Genomic DNA, 17,530 nt, shown 5'->3' with positions numbered 1-17,530 from the left:
AGCCGTGGCTCCCGCCACGCCGGCCCGGAGGGTGACGGCGCTCAGTGCGGCGAGCGCCGCCCTGGCCAGGCTTCGTGTCATCAACTCGAGGTCGGCGCAGCGCTTCCGGCCGGCGGGGCGCTCAGCACGGTGCCCATGCTCGGGTCGAGGTAGAGCGGCGCATCGAGACGCACATGGCGGCCTTCACGCTCGCGTTCATGCTCGCCGCGCGCATCGTCGCGGTGGAACTTGAACATGTCCATGATGCTGCCGGCGGTGGCGTCGAAGGAGCCTTCGCCCAGGCGCTGGCCGTGCAGCCAGTTGTCCTCGATGAAACGCACCACCGACGCCTGCGAGATCTGCACGTGGCTGACGTAGTTGGACTTGGCCCAGGGCGAGATGACCAGGAAGGGAATGCGCGTACCGGGGCCGCAGCGTCCGTTCACCGGCTCGCCCTGCACACCGGGCAGCGGGGTGCCGCTGCCGCACTTGCCGGGGCCGTCGAGCTGGTCGGCCTGCGGATCGAACGAGGGGTTGGTGGTGGCGGCGAAGGCGTGGTCGTACCAGCCGTCGGAATCGTCCCAGGTGACGATGACCGCGGTGTCTTTCCAGTCGGGCTGCTGCTCGAGGAAGTTCACGACCTTGGTGACGAAGGCCTGTTCGTCGAGCGGGTCGGAGTAGCCGGCGTGTCCGTCCTGGTAGGCCGGGGCCTTGAGGAAGCTCACCGCGGGGAAGTTGCCCGCCTTCACGGCCGCGAAGAAATCGTTGAGGCCGTATTCGTGGTTGGCCGGATCCTTGGTCTTGCCGTTGGCCTCATAGGTGTAGCCGATGGCGCGCACCGAGGACGGGCGGGCGTGGGTCGGGTTGGCGGTGGAGGCGTAGTACTGGAACCAGTTGTGGTGCTGGATGTAGTCGGTCACATTGCCGCCGATGACGGCGGAGTAGGTGCTGCGCTTGCAGCCCGTGGTGCCGTTGGCGTTGACCACGCCCAGGTTGAAGCCGCCCATGAAACCGCCCCACGAGATGCCGTGGCCGTTGAGCAGGTCGCCGATGTTCTTGCCGGTCATCATCACCTGGTCCTTGGGGTTGGAGCAGACGTCGTAGCCGGGGTCGACATCGTTGATCATGGTCAGTCCGCCCATGCCGTCGTCGATGTAGTACGAGTACGCGGACAGGGTGAACGGTTTCTTGGTGGTCGCCACGATCTGCATGCCGTTGGTCTGGCCGGACACCACTTCCAGCGCGCCCGGGGTCGAGGGGCCGTAGGTGTCGGTGTAGGCGGCGTCGCTCATCGCGAAGTGCTGGGCGTAGTTCCACAAGGCGGTGACGGTGTTGCCGTCGTAATAGCCCATCACCTGGCCCTTGGTGCCGAAGGCGCCCACGCCGCCCGTGGTGGCGGCGCCGGTGTATTTGGGGAACAGGTCGGCCTTGCCGCCGTCGTAGGCTTGCTGCTCGGCGGTGTAGGCGTGGTTCTGGTCGGCGGTGGCCGCCTGGCTGCGGTCCAGACGGAAGGGGTTGGCCGCGTTGGCGCCGTTGGCGGGGTTGGTGAAGTTGGGGTTGTCGGTGAGCAGGTCGCCGTGCAGGCCGTTGACCGCGGGGGTGCCGGGCGCCGCCGTGAAGGCGGGTTCGCCGGGTGGGTTGGCGGCCTTGGGATAGGTGGCGAAATAATGGTCGAACGAGACGTTTTCGTCGTAGAGCACCACGAGGTGCTTGATGGGCGTGGCCGTACGCAGCGCCGCGGCGGGCAGATTGGCGCTGTGGCCGTCCATGTCAAAGGGCGCCGCAATAGCCGGCGCAGTCGAAACATTGGCGGCGACGGCGGCGGCCATCGCGACCAGCGAGGTGGCGAGTAAGGTCTTGCGCAACATGAGCATCTCCCTGGGGGTCGTAAGCCTCGCCCGTGCGCGACGTGTTTCGTCGCGTTCGGCAAGCGAGGGCCGAGGTGCATTCTTGAGAGCGCGCGTGAACGCGGCGTGACAGATCCGGAAAAGTCTTATGGTGTTTCATATGAAACATAAACACACAAATCCCGCGCCGTTGACGGTACGCCGCGGCCACAACACCCTTGGTGCGGGGTCGTTTGGCGTGGGGCGGACTGCTATAAACGGCCAACGATAGCTCGGTCAGGCATCTAGCGGTTTGTTCCGCGCGAAGTCTGCATCCGGATCAGGGGTACGCCGATTGGATTCCAGGAATGCTTCACAACCGTTGATGCCCACGGTCGCATGGCTCGAGCAGCTGCCCGCCTGCGTCGTGGTCATCATCGCAGGCGTGTTGCGCTACGCCAATGCCGCGGCGCTTCACCTGATGGAGGCGCAGGCGCCGGACGATTTCGTCGGCAGGCCCGTGGTCGATTTCATCCATCCCCTGGATCTGCATCGCGTGCTGGCGCGCATACGGCGCGCGGAGCAGGCTGCCGGCGCCAATCCGCCGACCGAGTTCCGCGCCTACAGCTGCCGCGGCCGGACCCTGATGCTGGCGATGAGCAGCACGCACTTGCAAGACAGCGGCGCCGGCAGCGTCCTGGCTTCCTTCCTCGACATGACCGAGCGCGCGGCGATGGAGACCCGGCTGCGCGAGACCGAAGAAAACTTCCAGCGCATGATGAACACCATGCAGGACGTGTTCTATCGCACCGACGCGCAGGGCATCACCCGCTACGTCTGCCCCGCGGTGAAGAACGTGCTGGGCTACACCGCGGAGGAAATCATCGGGCTGCCCGCGGCGGCTTTCTATCCCGATCCCGCCGAACGCGAAGCGCTCATCGCCGCGATCCGCAAGCATGGCTTCGTGCGCGATTTTCCCGGACGCATGCGGCGCAAGGACGGCACTGTCATCGACATCTCCATCAGCACCCAGGCCCTGCGCGACGAGCAAGGCCAGTACGCCGGGGTCGAGGGCATCTGGCGCGACATCACCGAGCGCAAGAACATGGAGCGCGAACTCGAGCGCCTGGCCACGCGCGACAGCCTCACCGGCAAGCTCAACCGGCGCTCCATCCTCGAGCGGCTCGAACAGGCCCTGGATCAGCGGCGCGACCGGCGCGAGCAGCCCTCGCTATTCGTGCTGTTGCTGGATCTCGACCACTTCAAACGCATCAACGACACGCATGGGCATGCCGTGGGCGACCAGGCGCTGTGCCAGTTCGTCGAGACGGTGGAGCGGCAGCGCCGCGGAGACGACCATTTCGGCCGCCTCGGCGGCGAGGAGTTCCTGCTCATTCTCGAGGGCGTCGATCTCGCCGAAGCGCGCCAGGCGGCCGAGCGCGTCCGCCTGGCCGTCGAGCGGACGAATATCGAACTCGTGGAAGGCCTGACCACGCAATTGACGGTGAGCATCGGCATCGCGCAGATGCAGCCGGGCGACCGCCGGCCGAGCGATCTGCTGGAGCGCGCGGACCGGGCGCTCTACAAGGCCAAGGACTTGGGGCGCAACCAGGTCGTGCTCGAGGTGCCTGCCGCGAATTAGGGCCTGTCACGCTATGTCTGTCCTCGCGCCGGCCCTAATCGCCGCCCAATAGCGCATCCTCGGCCAGGGCCAGGGCTTCGGGCGGGCCGGACAGCACCAGGGTGTCGCCTTCGGCCAGCATCAATTCCGGCAGGGGAAGCAGGACATGGCCGTCGGCGCGGTGAATCTGCGCCACGTGCGCTCCGTGCAGATCGAGCTCGGCCAGGGTCGATCCGACGGCCCGCGCGCCTGCGGGCAGGGTGAGCGGCTTGAGCCGTGGCTGATCGCGCGGCTCCGCCAGGGGGGTGTTCGCGTCGTCGATGCCATGAAAATAATCCCGCAGCAGGCCATAGCGCTCGGCACGCGCCGCGCGCAGGCGCGTGAGCACGCGCGGCAGCGGCACGCCGACGACGGCCATGGTTTGCGAGGCGAGCATGAGGGAACCCTCCAGAATTTCCGGGACCACCTCGGCGGCACCCGCGGCGCGCAGTTCGTCCAGCGCCGAATCGTCGCGCGTGCGCACGACCACCGGCACCCGCGGCGCGTGTTCGCGCACGAGCTGCAGCACGCGCAATGCCGAGCGCTTGTCCACATAGGTGATGGCGACGGCGCTGGCGCGGGCCAGTCCCGCCGCCTGCAGGCTGAACAGCCGCGCGGCATCGCCATATACCACGTTGCGCCCGGCGGCGCGGGCCCTGGACACGCGGTCGGGATCGAGGTCCAGCGCGACATAGGGGATGGCCTCGTCCTGCAGCAACTGGGCTAGGTTCTGGCCGCAGCGGCCAAAGCCGCAGACGACGACATGGCGCTGGGTCTTGATGGTCTGGCGCGCGATGTTGGTGAGCTGCAGCGAGGCCAGCATCCACTCGTTGGCCACCAGCTTGAGCACGATGCGGTCGATGTGCTGCGCCAGAAAGGGCGCGGCCAGCATGGACAGCACCATGGCCGCCAGCACCGGGCTGAACAGTTCGGGCGGCAACAGCGCGCGCCCGGCGGCGAGGTTGAGCAGGACGATGCCGAATTCGCCGGCGGGGGCCAGCCACAGCCCGGTGCGCAGCGAAAGCCCGGGCGGCGACTTCAGCAGTCGTTCGACGCCGAACACGATGGCGGTCTTCAGCAGCAGGGGAAGCAGCGCCAGCAGCAGGACGAGCCACCACTGCGCCAGCACGATGCGCCAGTCGAGCAGCATGCCGATGGTGATGAAGAACAGGCCGAGCAGCACATCGCGGAACGGCCGGATGTCGGCTTCCACCTGATAGCGGAACTCGGTTTCGGCGATCAGCATGCCGGCCAGGAAGGCGCCCAGCGCCAGCGACAGCCCGGCAAGCTGGGTCAGCCAGGCCAGGCCCAGAGTGATGAGCAGCAGGTTGAGCATGAACAGCTCGTCCGACTTGCGCTTGACCACCAGCTTGAGCCAGGGCCGCAGCAGCCGCCCGCCGGCCATGAGGATCAGCGCAAGCGCCGCCGCGGCCTTCACCGCCGCCCAGCCCAGGGTCATGGCCAGGTGGCTGTCCGCGGGCTGGGCCAGCGCTGGGATCAGCACCAGCAGCGGCACCACCGCGAGGTCCTGGAACAGCAGCACGCCCACGATGTGGCGGCCATGCTCGGACTCCATCTCCAGCCGGTCGGCCAGCAGCTTGACGACGATGGCGGTGGACGACATGGCCATGGCGCCGCCCAGCACCACGCCATAGGTGACAGCGCGCGTCCACCACTGCGGCGCTAGCCAACCCAGCAGCAGGCTGCCAGCCAGAACCGCGGCGATGGTGGCGCCGACTTGGGCCGAGCCGAGGCCGAACACGAGGCGGCGCATGGCCTGGATCTTGGCCAGGCTGAACTCCAGCCCGATGGAGAACATCAGGAACACCACGCCGAACTCGGCCAGGTGCTGGGCGGTGGACGGGTCGCCCGCCAGCGCCAGGGCGTTCGGTCCGATCACCACGCCGACCGCCAGATAGCCCAGCATGGCCGGGAGCTGGACGTAGCGGAACAGCGCCACGCCGAGCACGGCGGCGATGAGGTAGAGCAGGGTGATTTCGAGGCCGGACATGCGCGACTTGAGGAATGGCGCGCGGCCACCGCACCATGCGGGGCCGGCAAAGCGTCATCGCACCAGCATAAAGCATGCCTGCATGGTGAGAGAGGGCGGGTCGCGCCTGCGCAGGGGCGACCGCGACGTGGGCGGGATCAGGGCAGACGGCTCGCCATGATCAGGGTGCGCCAGCCGTTGTATTGCTGCCAGACGGCGGTCACGCTGCCGGCGGCGTCGACCGCGAGCGCGGGAAAGCTCGCTTCCACCGTGAACCGAGGATCGGACAGCATGGCGGGCGCCGACCACTGGGCCGTCGAAGCGTCGAAACGGGCGGCGTGAATCTGCAGCCCGCGCGGGCCGGCCTGGTACCAGGCGCATGTGACGTTACCCGCCGCGTCGGCCACGAGCCGGGGGTTGCCCGCGCTGTCCAATCGTGCATCGTCCAGGCGCGCGGGAGCGTTCCAGCGACCGGTCGCGGCGAGGAAGCGGGCGGCGAACAGGGCGTAGCGCCCGCCGGCATCCGCCTGCTCCCAAGCCAGGGTGACATTGCCCGCCGCGTCGGCAACCAGGGCGGGCGCCAGCGCCGCGTCCTGGAATGCGCCCGGCGCTTGAAGGATCTCGGGCCGGGTCCATCGATGCGCACCGGCCTCCAGGCGGCTGGTGGCGATGCGGCGCTGATGGCCGCTGCCCTGGACCCAGGCGGCGGTGACGACGCCGAAGGCGTCGGCGGCGAGCACCGGCATTTGCGCGCGCGCTTCTGGCGCGCTGACGCGCAGGGGCCTTCGCCATGGGCCGGTCGGTGCGCGCAGCAATGTTGCATACACGGCCTCGCGGCCGCGCGGGCCCTGTTGCCAGGCGGCGACGACGCGGCCATTCGGCGCGACGGCAACGGCGGGGTTGTAGGCGTGCGACGCCAGCCTGTCCAGCGGCTGAGCAGGCGTCCAGCGGCCTTGCGCCTGCAGCCGGCGTGCCGCGTCGATGCCGGTGTGCCGGCCGTCTGGCTGTTGCCACACGACGGTCACATTGCCGTCCGCGTCGGCGGCGAGCTGCGGGTTGGTGGCGTCACCGGGGGTGGCGGGGTTGTCCAGACGCGCGGGACGGGTCCAGTCGCGCCCAGGGGTCAGCCGGCTGGACAAAATGGCGTTGCGCCCGTTCACGGCCTGGAACCATACGGCGGTGATGCGACCTTGCGGATCGGCCGCGAGCGCGGGGATGCTGGCCGCGGCGGCATCGTCGGCGCGCAGGTCAATGGTGCGCGGGGCGCTCCAGAAATCGGTTGCGGGGGTGTAGCTGCTGACCTCGATGGCATCGCGCCGGCCATCGTTCTGGAACCAGGCCGCGACCACCTCGCCGTTCGCGCCGGCCGCGGCTTGGGCCCCATCGGCCGGGCGATCCACCAGACGCGCCGTGCGCGCATCGTCAATCTGCACCGGAGGTGTCCATGCGGTGCGGCAGGTCGTGGTGAACTGGCTGGACACGGGCGCTTGCTGATTGGCGTCCCATTGCAGGGTGTAGGTGGTGCAGCCGGCGAGCGGCGCTGCGGGGACGAATGTCGCGTCGCGGCCCGCCACCTTCAGCAAGCCGGCCACCACGGTCCCGATCGGTGTGCGCAGCTGTAAACGCCCGGGCGTCGCCGTCAAGGCGGACTCGGGCGTGGCGAAGCGCAGATGAGGCTGGACCGTGCGCTGCACCTGGTTTGCGCCGTGCGCGGGGAAAAACCGGGGGCTGGCCGCGGGCGTCGCATGGGCGCTGGCGACGCCCATCGCCAAAGCCAAGGCCGTTCGCCGAGAGAGGGCGCGCATACGGCGCCGGAGGTGGACGTATTGCATGGCGACGCTTTGTAGCACTTCGGCGGCGCGCCTGCACGCGGCACATGCATTCAAGCGCTGTCCGGGTTCTCGACGCCGCGGAAAAAGCGCTGATAGACGATCAGGTAGGCGAGCTGGAATCCCGCCGCGACGAGGAAGGGCGCCGTCAGCCAGCCCTGGTGCAGCATGAGGCCGGCGATGGCCGGACCGATGGCGCGCGGGACCTGGATCGACACGTTGTTGACCGTGGCGGCCATGCCCTGGCGGTGCTGGCGCGTCAGCCCCATGGTCAGCGCCTGGCGCACGCCCAGCGTGCCCTGGTTGAACGCGGCGCGCACGGCCCAGAGGCTGGCGGCCAGCCCGAATGCCGGCATGAAGGGCGTCAGCAGCATCAGCAGCAGGCCTGCGGCGCGCATCGCCACCACGGTGCGCACCACGCCGAGCCGGGGGACGATGCGGTTGGCGAGCTGCGCGCCGAGGGCCGCCAGCACGAAGCTGGCCGCCAGCGCCGGCCCGATGGAGGCCGGGCCGTGGCCGAAACGGCGCAGGAACCAGTAGGCCATCAACGGCGCGACCATGCCGATGCCGAAGCCGTTGAGGCTGTTGGCGAAGGCCAGCCGGAACAGCTGGCGGTTTTCCTCGCGGTGCGTGGCGGAATGGCCTTCGGTCTTCACGCCGGCATCGATGGCCCCCCGGCCTGGCTGTGAAGCGGCTCGATGCGCGGCCTGCGCAGGCCGCGTCCGTTTCACGTCCGGCGCGCGCCAGATGAGCAGCATGCCGATGATCGAACCCAGCAGGGGCAGTGCGAACAGCGGCCGGTAGGCCAGCGCCCCCGGCAGCACGCCGCTCCAGACGGCCGTCAGGCCGGCCAGCAGCGCGCCTACGGCCATGCCGGCAAAACCCAGCGTCGAGTTCAGGCTGAACACGCGCGAGCGCTGCGAGGCGGGCAGGTCTTGCGCCAGCCAGGCCTGCTCCAGGGGGCCGAAGGGCCCGGCCGCGCCGTTGGCGCCGCGCCCGAATCCGCCCAGCACCGCGCCCAGCGTCAGAATCCAGGGCGCGCTGCTCGCCAGGGCCAACAGGGCACTGACGATCAGCACCCCTTCATAGGCGAGCAGGAATTGACGCCGTCCGAGCCGGTCGCTGGCCGGGCCGATGAGCAGGGTGAGCACCACGCCCAGCAGCAGACCGGCCGACAGCACACCGCCGATGGCCGCCGCGCTCCAGCCCAGGGCGTGCAGATCCAGCGTGAAGCCCACCACCAAGGCGCCTTGCCCGACGCTGCGCGCGAAGCGGGCGGCCATGATGAACTTCACCGCCGCCGGCCATGCGGCCGGAACGGGCAGACTTGCGGGGTTGAGCGTTTTCGAGGCCATGCGGGCTTGGGCGGACCACGGGTCCGAGCCGTGGCCCGCGGTTGCGCCTTAGCGCAGCGCCTGGGCGGCGGGCGTTGCCGCTGCGACCGTCGTCTGCAGTGCCTGCGGCTGCGGCTGCGCCTGGGCCGACTTCGCCGGGGCGGCCATGTAGCGCTTGATCTGCGCCACCACCGCGGGCTTGTCCCAGTCCTGCGGGCCCAGCGTGCGGGCGACTTCGCGGCCTTGCTTGTCGATCAGGATGGTGGTCGGCGTGCCCAGGATGTTCAGGGTGTCGAGCGCGTGGGTGGTGGGGTCGACGTAGATCGGCAGATGGTCGATGAAGTTGTCGTCATAGAAGCTCTTCACCGCGATGCGCCCGCCCTTGTCGATCGACAGCGGCACGACCTGGAAATCCTTGCCGCCCAGCATGACCTGCAGCTTGTTCAGCGTGGGCATCTCCTCCACGCAGGGTGGGCACCAGGTGGCCCAGATGTTGAGCAGCACGACCTTGCCCTTGAAGTCGGCCAGGTTCATGGTCTTGCCCTCGGCGTTCTCGAACGTGACCTTCGCCAACGGCAGCGGCTTGGTCGTCGGATAGGGCGTGAAGGTGAAGCCGGCGGCCACGGCCGGCGCCGCCAGCGCGAGGCCCAGGGCGAGCAGCGCGGCAGCGCCAAGCAGGGCGCGCGACAGGACGTGCAGCGGTTGCGCGTCGCGAGTGGAATGCAGCATGGATCATCTCCGGAAAATGCGGCGCCAAGGCCGGAGCCAGACCGCCGTGTTGAACAGATGGTAGGAACTGAGGGCAGCGAGAGTTGTAAACAAATCCGCGTCCGCGCAACGGGTAGGGTTGACGCCGCTTCGGCCGACAAGGCTTCGGCGCGTCATCGCCGCAGGCTATTTCCCCGCGCCCGGCAGCACGATGAAGGGCGCGTTGTTCTGCGCCGGACCCGGCTGAGGCGGCGTGGGCGTGCGCGTCGAGGGCGGAGGGCCGATGGTCACCGGCTCGCCGCTGCCGCTGGTGAGCTGGCCGCCGCTCGTGCCCACGGCCGCAGCCGGAGCCGATGCGCTCGTCGCCACTCCCGGCACGACCGACGGGTCCAGCGGCGGATATTGCTGCAGGAAGTAGGCTTCCTTGGCATTGGGGACGGCATAGCTGCCCACCGAGGCGAAGCCAGTCGCCGGGTTCACCGGGATCTGCACCACGTCCGGGGGCGGCGCCCACGGAATGTCGGGGTCGCCGTTCAGGGCGGTGCGCATGTACTGGATCCAGATCGGCAGCGCCACGCTGGCGCCTTGCTCGCCGTTGCCCAGGCTGCGCGGTTGGTTGTAGCCGACCCAGGTGACGGTCACGCGGTTGTGGTTGTAGCCGTCGAACCAGGCGTCATGGAAGTTGGACGTGGTGCCGGTCTTGCCGGCCAGGTCGGTGCGGCCCAGGCTTTTCGCCGCGGCCCCCGTGCCTTCCTGGATCACGTCCTGCAGCATGCGGGTCATCAGATAGGCGTTGCCCGGGGTGATGATGCGGGGCGTTTCCGGCTGCCCCAACGCCTGCTTGGTCGTCTCGTAAAGGACGTTGCCGCGCGCGTCCGTGATCTTGCTGATCAGCGTGGGCTGGACGAGGTAGCCGCCGTTGGCGAACACGGCGTAGGCTCGCGCCATCTGCAGCGGGGTGAAGCTGCCGGCGCCCAACACCATGGTCGGGTAGGGCGGGATCTGGTCCAGCGGCAGGCCGAATTGCGAAGCATGGAAGCGCGCGTAGGGTACGCCCACCGCCAGCACCACGCGCACCGCGGCGACGTTGTCGGAATGGGCGAGCGCGGCCGACGCCGGCATGGGGCCGGCGAATTCGTTCTCGTAGTTGTGCGGCTGCCACAGCGGTTGGCCCGGGCCGGGGTTGATCGAGATGGGCGCGTCGTCGATGATGGTCGACGGCGCCAGCCCCTCGGCCACCGCGGCGGAGTAGATGAAGGGCTTGAAGCTCGACCCCGGCTGGCGGAAAGCCTGGTCGACATGGTCGAACTTCTCGTGGTTGAAGTCGAAGCCGCCGACCCAGGCCTGTATCGCGCCGGTTTGCGGCTGCAGCGACACCAGCGCCGACTGCGCCTGCGGCAGTTGCAGGATTTCCCAGCCACCCTTGGGCAGGGCGTGCAGGCGCACGATGCTGCCCGCCACGATGCGCCTTGCCGCCGTCGCCTTGTCGTATAGGCCGGGCCGGCAGAACGCCAGCCCTTCGCCGGAGATGGTTTCCTGCTGCCCGTCTCGACGCAGGACCACCACGCCCTTGCGCTCCACCTGCAGCACCACGGCGGCTTTCAGGCCCCCGACATCGGGCCTGGTCTTGAGCGCGGCCAAGGCCGCCTTGGTCGCGTCTTGCGGGTTTTCCGGCAGGTCGACGTGGCCTTCGGGGCCGCGCCAACCGTTGCGCCGGTCATACGCCAGCAAGCCCGCGCGCACCGCAGCATCGGCAGCCGTCTGGTCGGTATCCACCAGGGTGGTGGTGACCTTGTAGCCGTCGGTATAGGCGGCCTCGCCGAAGCGCGCCACCATGATCTCGCGCACCGCCTCGGCGGCGTAGTCGGCATCCACGTCGTAATGCAGGACGCCCTGGCCGGCCAGCACGTTCAGCGGCGCCTTCAGGGCTTGCTCGTATTGCGCCCGTGTGATGTCGCCCAGCGCCAGCATGCGTCCCAGCACATAGTGCTGGCGCCACACCGCCAGCTTCAGGCTGTTCTGCGGGTTGTACGCCGAAGGCGCTTGCGGCAGGCCGGCGAGCACCGCGATCTGCGCCAGGCTGAGTTCCGACAGCGGTTTGCCGTAATACACCTGGGCCGCCGCGGCGAAGCCGTAGGCGCGCTGGCCCAGGTACACCTGGTTGATGTAGCGGTCGAGAATCTGGTCCTTGGTCAGGGTGTTCTCGATCTTGTAGGCCAGCAGCGCCTCGACGATTTTGCGCAGCGGCGTTTTTTCGGGCGAGAGATAGAAGTCGCGCGCCACCTGCATGGTGATGGTCGAGGCCCCCTGCACCGCGCCGCCGGCGCCGAAATCGGCCAGCGCCGCGCGCGCCACGCCGGCGAAGTCGATCGCGCCGTGCTCGAAGAAGCGCGAATCCTCGGCGGCGAGCACTGCCTGCTTGAGCTGTTTGGGAACCTGGTCGTAAGGGATCACCGCGCGGCGCTGCACGCCGAATTCGCCGATCAGCGTGCCTTGCGCCGTGTACACGCGCAGCGGCAGGTCGGGCCGGTAATCGGTGACCTTGTTCAGGTCAGGCAGCCGCGGCCACAGCAGCATCAGGCAAAACCCCAGCAGCAAGGCGCCGGCCAAGCCCAGCAGCACGAGGCCGAGCAGGACCGACTGCCAGGTGCGCAAGCCCGCGCCGCCCGGTTTGCGCGGACGAGGCTTGGGTTCCCGGGGAGAGGATGAGGGCGCCGGCTTGTCCGGCTGCAGGGTGGGTTCAGTCATCGCAGCGGGGCATGATAGCCGCGTCGAACACCGTTTCTTGGCGGCTTGGGCGGCGACTTGTGAGGGAATGTTTCGAGGTTGGCTGCCTCATCTCGCCAGACCCTCCCAGCCCGCCTGTCGAGCTCCGGGCGCGCAGCGCGGACTCCCGAAGCACTTGCGCCCCGGTTGCGCGGTGCAGCCGGGGTGCCGAGGAACTCGGGTTGGGCTTCAATAGCCGGGCGGCCTAGCGGGTGGGTAGGTTTGCGGCTGGCCCGGGTTGTAGGCCGGCGGAGGCGGCGCATAGCTGGGGGGCGGGGGCACGTAGCGCGGCGCCGCATAACCAGGCACCTGGGCGCCTCGCGAATACATGCACTGCTCGTAGGCAATGTTGTAGGCGTGCTGAGCGCTGCCCTGGGTGTCGCTATAGGTTCCCGCGCCGCCCGCGCTACCGGCCAGCAGGCCCAGTCCGGCGCCGACGCCGGCACCTTGGCTGTTGCCACCAATCAAGGCGCCCGCAGCGGCGCCCAGCACGGCGCCAGTCGCGCCGGAGACCACGCCCGAGTTGCCCGCTGCCTGGCTGTAGCCCGCGGTTTGTTGCGCGGCGAAGGCGCGGCAGGACGCGTCGATGGCCTGGAACTGGTCGAAGGGCATGCCCGGAGCCGGCATGACGGTGACGGTCGGCCCCATCGGGGCCGTGGCGCAGCCCGCCAGAAGCAGTGCCGAAGCCACGGCGCCCAGGCCGAAAAGGGAGGAAAGTTTGCGCATGGTGAAAGTCTCGCGGATTGAAATCAGAAGGTCGAGAAATGACGCATGGAACATGCCGCAACAGCCTGAAGCCTGCCTGAAACCATCGGGGTTCGCAGGCGAACCTGGCAAACGTCGTCCAATCATGCGGGGATCAATGCTTGACCGGCGGGTTTGCCGCTGGCGCGGGTTGTGCCAGCACCTGCGCCCATCCGCCCGGGCAGGTGGCGATTTGCGGATAGTAACCAGCCGGGTTGCTGCAGTAATACCAGTATGACGGCGGCGCGGGGCCGAGCGGAAGGTTTTGCACCTCGACACGCTGAGGCGGCGCCTGCATCACGATCGGCGGCGCATAGGCCCAGGCCGGGCCGTACCAGCCAGGCTGCCAGCCGCCGTACCAGCCGCCCCAGCCATAACCATAGACCGGCACGCCGATGCCGATGCTCCAGCGCACCCGGTCATGCGCCTGGGCGGGCGCGGTCCAGCCCACTGCCAGAAATAGGCATACCAAAACACCTTTGAGAAGTCTGTTCAAGATGATGGTTTGCATGATGAGCCTCACCGGAATAGGACCTTAACGTTTGTCCGTGGTTCCTGCTGACAGAAGCCTGTCTGCCCTTTCAGACTCGCCGAAGAGTGCCGGGCCGTACGGCAGACCCTAGTTCAGGCCTCGGAAAGGACGGCCGGGCGAGGACGGATTCACGCCTGGCCCAAGACCGGTCCGCCGCGCGCGGCAGTTTCGTGGCCCGGGCCATTCTGGCGGCGAGGTGTGTCGCGCGTTTGTGGCGTGTTTGAAGTTGTGTTGCGCGACGACATGGATCCCGAGGAAACGCTGCTGTTGGGAACTCTCAAGGAACCGCCGGGCGGCTCCCAAGCGTTCTTGCCCCCACTGCCGAACTGGGGCGACTCAGAGCGATCCGGTCGGCAGGATTCGCTGCGGCGCGGCTTCAGTGATCGCCGGGACCATGACCATGCCCATGGTCGCCAGGGCCACGGCCTGGCCCTCGACCGCGGTCGTACCCGTCGCCGGGACCGCGCTCAGGCCCGCGGCCTTGCGGGACCGGGGCGGGACGGAAGTGGCGCCAACGCGGGTTCCGCTCGCGTTCACGGGCGCGTTCCTGGTAACGGTCCCAGTCGCGGTCATGGAAGCGACGCAGTTGGGGCGGCGGGACGGCGACGGCGCGCCACGGTCCGCCGTAGCGCGGCCCTGTAAACCAGCGTCCGTCATAGTTGTAGTAGTAGATGCCGCCCAGATAAAACACGGGTTGCTGCGCGCCCAGGGCGACATAAACCCCGAGCTCGGGCATCCACACCATGACGGGCGGGGCGTAGGCTGGGGCGGGATAGGCCGGCGCCGGGTAGGCCGGCGCGACATACACCGGCGGTGGCGGCGAGCCGATGCTGAACTGGATGCTCACCGGCGGCCCGTCGGCATGCGCCGCCGTGCCCAAGCTCAGGGCGGCGAGCGCCAGGACGGCATGTGTGCGAATGATTTTCAAGATCTGCTCCTCTCGGTTGGACGATTCCGCAACGTGCGGCGGCAAGCGCCACAGGACGGCCTCCCCATCGCCTCATGCATGGCGTTGCGGCAAGCGCCGGCATGACAGCATCGTGACATTGTCGGCTTGACCTGCTGCTGCATTGTGTACCAGGCCGGCGGCGCGCGCTGTGCCGCGCCATGACGCTGGAAACCCATGAGGTTGATATTGGTATTCGGCATTTATATCTTGCGAAAACGCTCCGATCTGAGCCGCCAGCCGCGGCGCATGCGGAAACTTTTTTAGGAAACGTGATTTTGTTCACGCTTGCAGCGACCCCATGCGGGTTTGGCGCAATGCCGGTTCGGGGGGCTGTGCCTAGACTGGCCCCAGCCAGGACCCAAGCATGATGAGCCTTCCCCGTGCCTTGATCGAGATTCCCTCACAGACTTGCGTCTGTTCCATCGGTCATGGATAAGCGCCCCCCCGCCCTGGCTCAAGCTGCCGAGCCCGCCGCCAGCGATCGGGGAGACCTGCGTCGCCTAGGAAGGATGCTCCGCCTGGGTTACGGCGTGGTGGTGGTGGCGGTGATCATCCTGTTCGCAATTTTCGCCTTGCGACAGTGGCACGCGAACCGGCAGGATTTCGAAAAGAACCTCGAGGTCAACGCCAACCTGATGGCGCGAGCCATGCAGGGCAAGCTTTCTCAATACATCCTGCTGGCCGATTTCGTGGGCGAAAGCCTGCGGCATGACCCATCCCTGTTCGCGCAACCTGCGGTGCTGTCGACGCGCCTGGCCGAGGCGCAGCGCAGGCTGCCGGATATCGCGATCATCCAGGTCATCGGCGCGGACGGGCTGGTGCTGGGGACCTCGCTTCCAGAGCGGCCGATGCGCGACTTGCGGGATCATCCCCACATCTGGGCCGCATTGCAGCAGGCGCGTGCGCAAGAGCAGGCGGTGATCGGACCGATAAGTACAGTAACCCCGCTGGGGCGCTGGGTTCTTCCGATTCGCAAGGCCTACCCGGCACAAGGCAAGACCCCTGCATTCTGGGTCGGCATCGGACTGGACCGGGACGCGTTCGACAAGTTCTGGTCGGGTATGCTCACCAATCAGAATGGTTTCCAGGACTTGTCGGGCGATCAGGCATTCGCCTTCGCACGCCAGGATGGCTACATCCTGGCGATCTGGCCTGACGTGCCGCAGGCTCGTCGCAAGGCCTTTTATGCGCACCCGCAGCACGGAGCGCTAGGACAAAGCTTGCAGGCCCATCCGGAACTTGCGCACAGTGCCTTCCGGGGGGTGGTCAACTCGACCGGTCTGAGCCGCATCGGTTATTGGTCTCGCCTGAGCGACGAATCTGACATGGTGGTCGCAACGTCCCTGTCGGCCAAGAAGATCGAGGTGGCATATTGGAGCAAGATGTGGCCCGCCGGTGTGGCGTTCCTCATGCTCATGGGCGTGCTCACCCTTTCCTATGTTCTGGTGCAGCAGCGCCTGCGTGCCGAAGGCAGGGCGCTGCAGGGGCGTCACGAAGCCCTGCTCGCCTACAACGCCCAGTTGCGGCAGCTGGCGGAGAAGGACTACCTCACCGACCTGCCCAACCGCCGCCACCTGATGACGCGGCTGGCCGGCCTGTGCGATGCCGGCCAGAGCCGGGACGGCCTGCGTTTCGCCGTGGCCACGCTGGACCTGGACAACTTCAAGCAGATCAACGATTCACGCGGCCATGCCGCGGGCGACCAGTTCCTCAAGGCGCTGTCGATACGCCTGCAAAAGGGCCTGCGCGACGACGACTTGCTGGTGCGTCTGGGGGGTGACGAATTCGCCGTCCTGCTGCCGAATGTGGGGCAGGTGCAGGACGCGATGGCGGTTTGTCGCCGCGTGCTCGACCGCGCGCGCGGCGCCGTCGAGATCAACCAGCACGACGCCGTGCACGTCACCGCCAGCATGGGTCTGGCTATCTATCCCGATGACGGTGCCGACCCGGAGATCCTGCTGCGCCACGCCGACCAGGCCATGTATGCCGCCAAGCTCTCGGGCAAGAACAAGCTGCTGCGTTTCAGCGCCGACATGGAACAGACCGCCCATGCCCAGCAGGCCGCGTTCGACCTGTTGCGCGAGGCTTTGGCGGAGCAATGGCTGGTCCTGCATTACCAGCCCGTGATCGGCATTTCCGGCGTGAACGCCGGCCGCGCGCACGGTGTGGAGGCGCTGCTGCGCATCAGGCATCCGCAGCATGGGATCCTTGCCGCGCAGAATTTTTTCAGCGCCCTCGACACGCCGCAGCTTGCACGCCCGGTGGGCTGCTGGGTGCTGCAGCACGCCTTGGATCAGGCGCAGGTCTGGAACACCCAGGGCCTGGACATCCAGGTGATGGTCAATATCAGCGCCCTGCATTTTCTCGATACGGCCTGGCTGGACGACCTGGGCGACGCGATCACTGCGCACCCGCTGTTGCGGCCGGGGCAGATCAAGATCGAACTCACCGAATCGGCCGCCCTGCACGACCTGGCCCTGGCTGCGGAGGTCATGCAGGCGAGCATGGCCATGGGGGTGCGTTTTGCGCTGGACGATTTCGGCCAGGGGGAAACCACCCTGCGCTATCTCCAGCTGCTGCCGGTGCACACGATCAAGATCGACCGCGCGTTCGTGCGCGACATGATCGACGATCCGCGCGACTATGCCATCGTCGCCGGCCTGCTCCATGCCGCCGCGCTGATGGGCTTGGCGACGGTCGCCGAGGGCGTGGAAGACCTCGACACGCTCAACCTGCTCGCCTCGCTGGGTTGCGCCTACGCGCAGGGCTATGGCATTGCCCGGCCCATGCCGGCGCACGATGTCGAGGCCTGGGTCCAAGGCTGGACGCCGCCCCAGTTGCTGCCGCCGGTTGCGTCCGCGCGGCCCAATCTGCCGGAAATCCAGCGCCAACGCTTCAGGCGCCTGTATGCCGCCACCGAGGGCAAGGGCTCCTTTCCGAGGCACGCGACCGAGGTCGACGCCGAAAGCAAATGTCATCTCGGCACATGGCTGAAGGGATCCGGCCAATTCTTCCATGGCCACAACGCGCGCTATCCCGACTTCAACCGCCGTCACAGCCAGATCCACGATCTCGTCAGCCGCGCCAAACGGGCCACGGATGCCGGCAACCGCGAGGAGGCCAGGCGCTTGGTGCAGGAGGCGGAACGCATCAACAACGCCCTGATGGCGGACCTGGAGCAGTTCATCTCGCCGCCGCGGGCCTGAGGGCGGC

At 68.1% G+C, this 17,530-nt stretch carries 11 protein-coding genes; 2 read left to right on the top strand and 9 right to left on the bottom strand.

Annotated elements, in window-relative coordinates; all coding sequences use genetic code 11:
- Window positions 1–80 precede the first annotated feature (80 nt).
- A complete protein-coding gene (locus tag THIARS_RS01825) occupies window positions 81–1,847 on the bottom strand; it encodes a phospholipase C (protein WP_094159216.1) in 1,767 nt (588 codons plus the stop codon).
- A 343-nt stretch (window positions 1,848–2,190) separates the two neighbouring features.
- On the opposite strand from THIARS_RS01825, the gene THIARS_RS01820 reads away from it, so the two are divergent.
- Complete coding sequence (locus THIARS_RS01820) at window positions 2,191–3,447, top strand: sensor domain-containing diguanylate cyclase (protein WP_094159215.1); 1,257 nt, start codon at window positions 2,191–2,193, stop codon at window positions 3,445–3,447.
- Window positions 3,448–3,481: 34 nt separating this feature from the next.
- Here the strand turns inward: THIARS_RS01820 and THIARS_RS01815 are convergent, their stop codons facing one another.
- From THIARS_RS01815 to THIARS_RS01780, 8 genes are all read right to left on the bottom strand, one after another.
- Window positions 3,482–5,476 carry a monovalent cation:proton antiporter family protein gene (locus THIARS_RS01815; RefSeq protein ID WP_094159214.1) on the bottom strand — a complete coding sequence of 665 codons (1,995 nt, stop codon included), beginning with the start codon at window positions 5,474–5,476 and terminating at the stop codon, window positions 3,482–3,484.
- Between the two features lie 137 nt (window positions 5,477–5,613).
- Window positions 5,614–7,287 carry an Ig-like domain-containing domain gene (locus THIARS_RS01810; RefSeq protein ID WP_186436531.1) on the bottom strand — a complete coding sequence of 558 codons (1,674 nt, stop codon included), beginning with the start codon at window positions 7,285–7,287 and terminating at the stop codon, window positions 5,614–5,616.
- 50 nt (window positions 7,288–7,337) lie between these two features.
- Window positions 7,338–8,639, bottom strand: coding sequence for an MFS transporter (locus THIARS_RS01805; RefSeq protein WP_222423017.1), 1,302 nt, complete (start codon window positions 8,637–8,639; stop codon window positions 7,338–7,340).
- A gap of 48 nt (window positions 8,640–8,687) precedes the next feature.
- Window positions 8,688–9,347 carry a TlpA family protein disulfide reductase gene (locus THIARS_RS01800; RefSeq protein ID WP_094159212.1) on the bottom strand — a complete coding sequence of 220 codons (660 nt, stop codon included), beginning with the start codon at window positions 9,345–9,347 and terminating at the stop codon, window positions 8,688–8,690.
- Between the two features lie 165 nt (window positions 9,348–9,512).
- The gene (locus tag THIARS_RS01795; protein ID WP_094159211.1) at window positions 9,513–12,074 is read right to left on the bottom strand and encodes a penicillin-binding protein 1A; all 2,562 of its coding nucleotides are present in this window, start codon (window positions 12,072–12,074) and stop codon (window positions 9,513–9,515) included.
- A gap of 207 nt (window positions 12,075–12,281) precedes the next feature.
- On the bottom strand, window positions 12,282–12,818 hold the full coding sequence (locus THIARS_RS01790) for a hypothetical protein (RefSeq protein WP_094160561.1): 537 nt from the start codon (window positions 12,816–12,818) through the stop codon (window positions 12,282–12,284).
- Between the two features lie 133 nt (window positions 12,819–12,951).
- A complete protein-coding gene (locus THIARS_RS01785) occupies window positions 12,952–13,347 on the bottom strand; it encodes a hypothetical protein (protein ID WP_186436530.1) in 396 nt (131 codons plus the stop codon).
- Window positions 13,348–13,744: 397 nt separating this feature from the next.
- On the bottom strand, window positions 13,745–14,296 hold the full coding sequence (locus THIARS_RS01780; protein WP_094160560.1) for a hypothetical protein: 552 nt from the start codon (window positions 14,294–14,296) through the stop codon (window positions 13,745–13,747).
- A 449-nt stretch (window positions 14,297–14,745) separates the two neighbouring features.
- Here THIARS_RS01780 and THIARS_RS01775 point away from each other — a divergent pair, with 449 nt between their 5' ends.
- Window positions 14,746–17,523, top strand: a complete 2,778-nt coding sequence (locus THIARS_RS01775; protein WP_094159210.1) for a putative bifunctional diguanylate cyclase/phosphodiesterase — start codon at window positions 14,746–14,748, stop codon at window positions 17,521–17,523.
- Window positions 17,524–17,530: the final 7 nt, after the last annotated feature.

The sequence above is a fragment of the Thiomonas delicata genome (assembly GCF_900088825.1).
Taxonomy (GTDB): domain Bacteria; phylum Pseudomonadota; class Gammaproteobacteria; order Burkholderiales; family Burkholderiaceae_C; genus Thiomonas_A; species Thiomonas_A delicata.
Note: the sequence above shows the minus strand (reverse complement) of the source record. Positions and strands in the feature narration are given on the sequence as shown.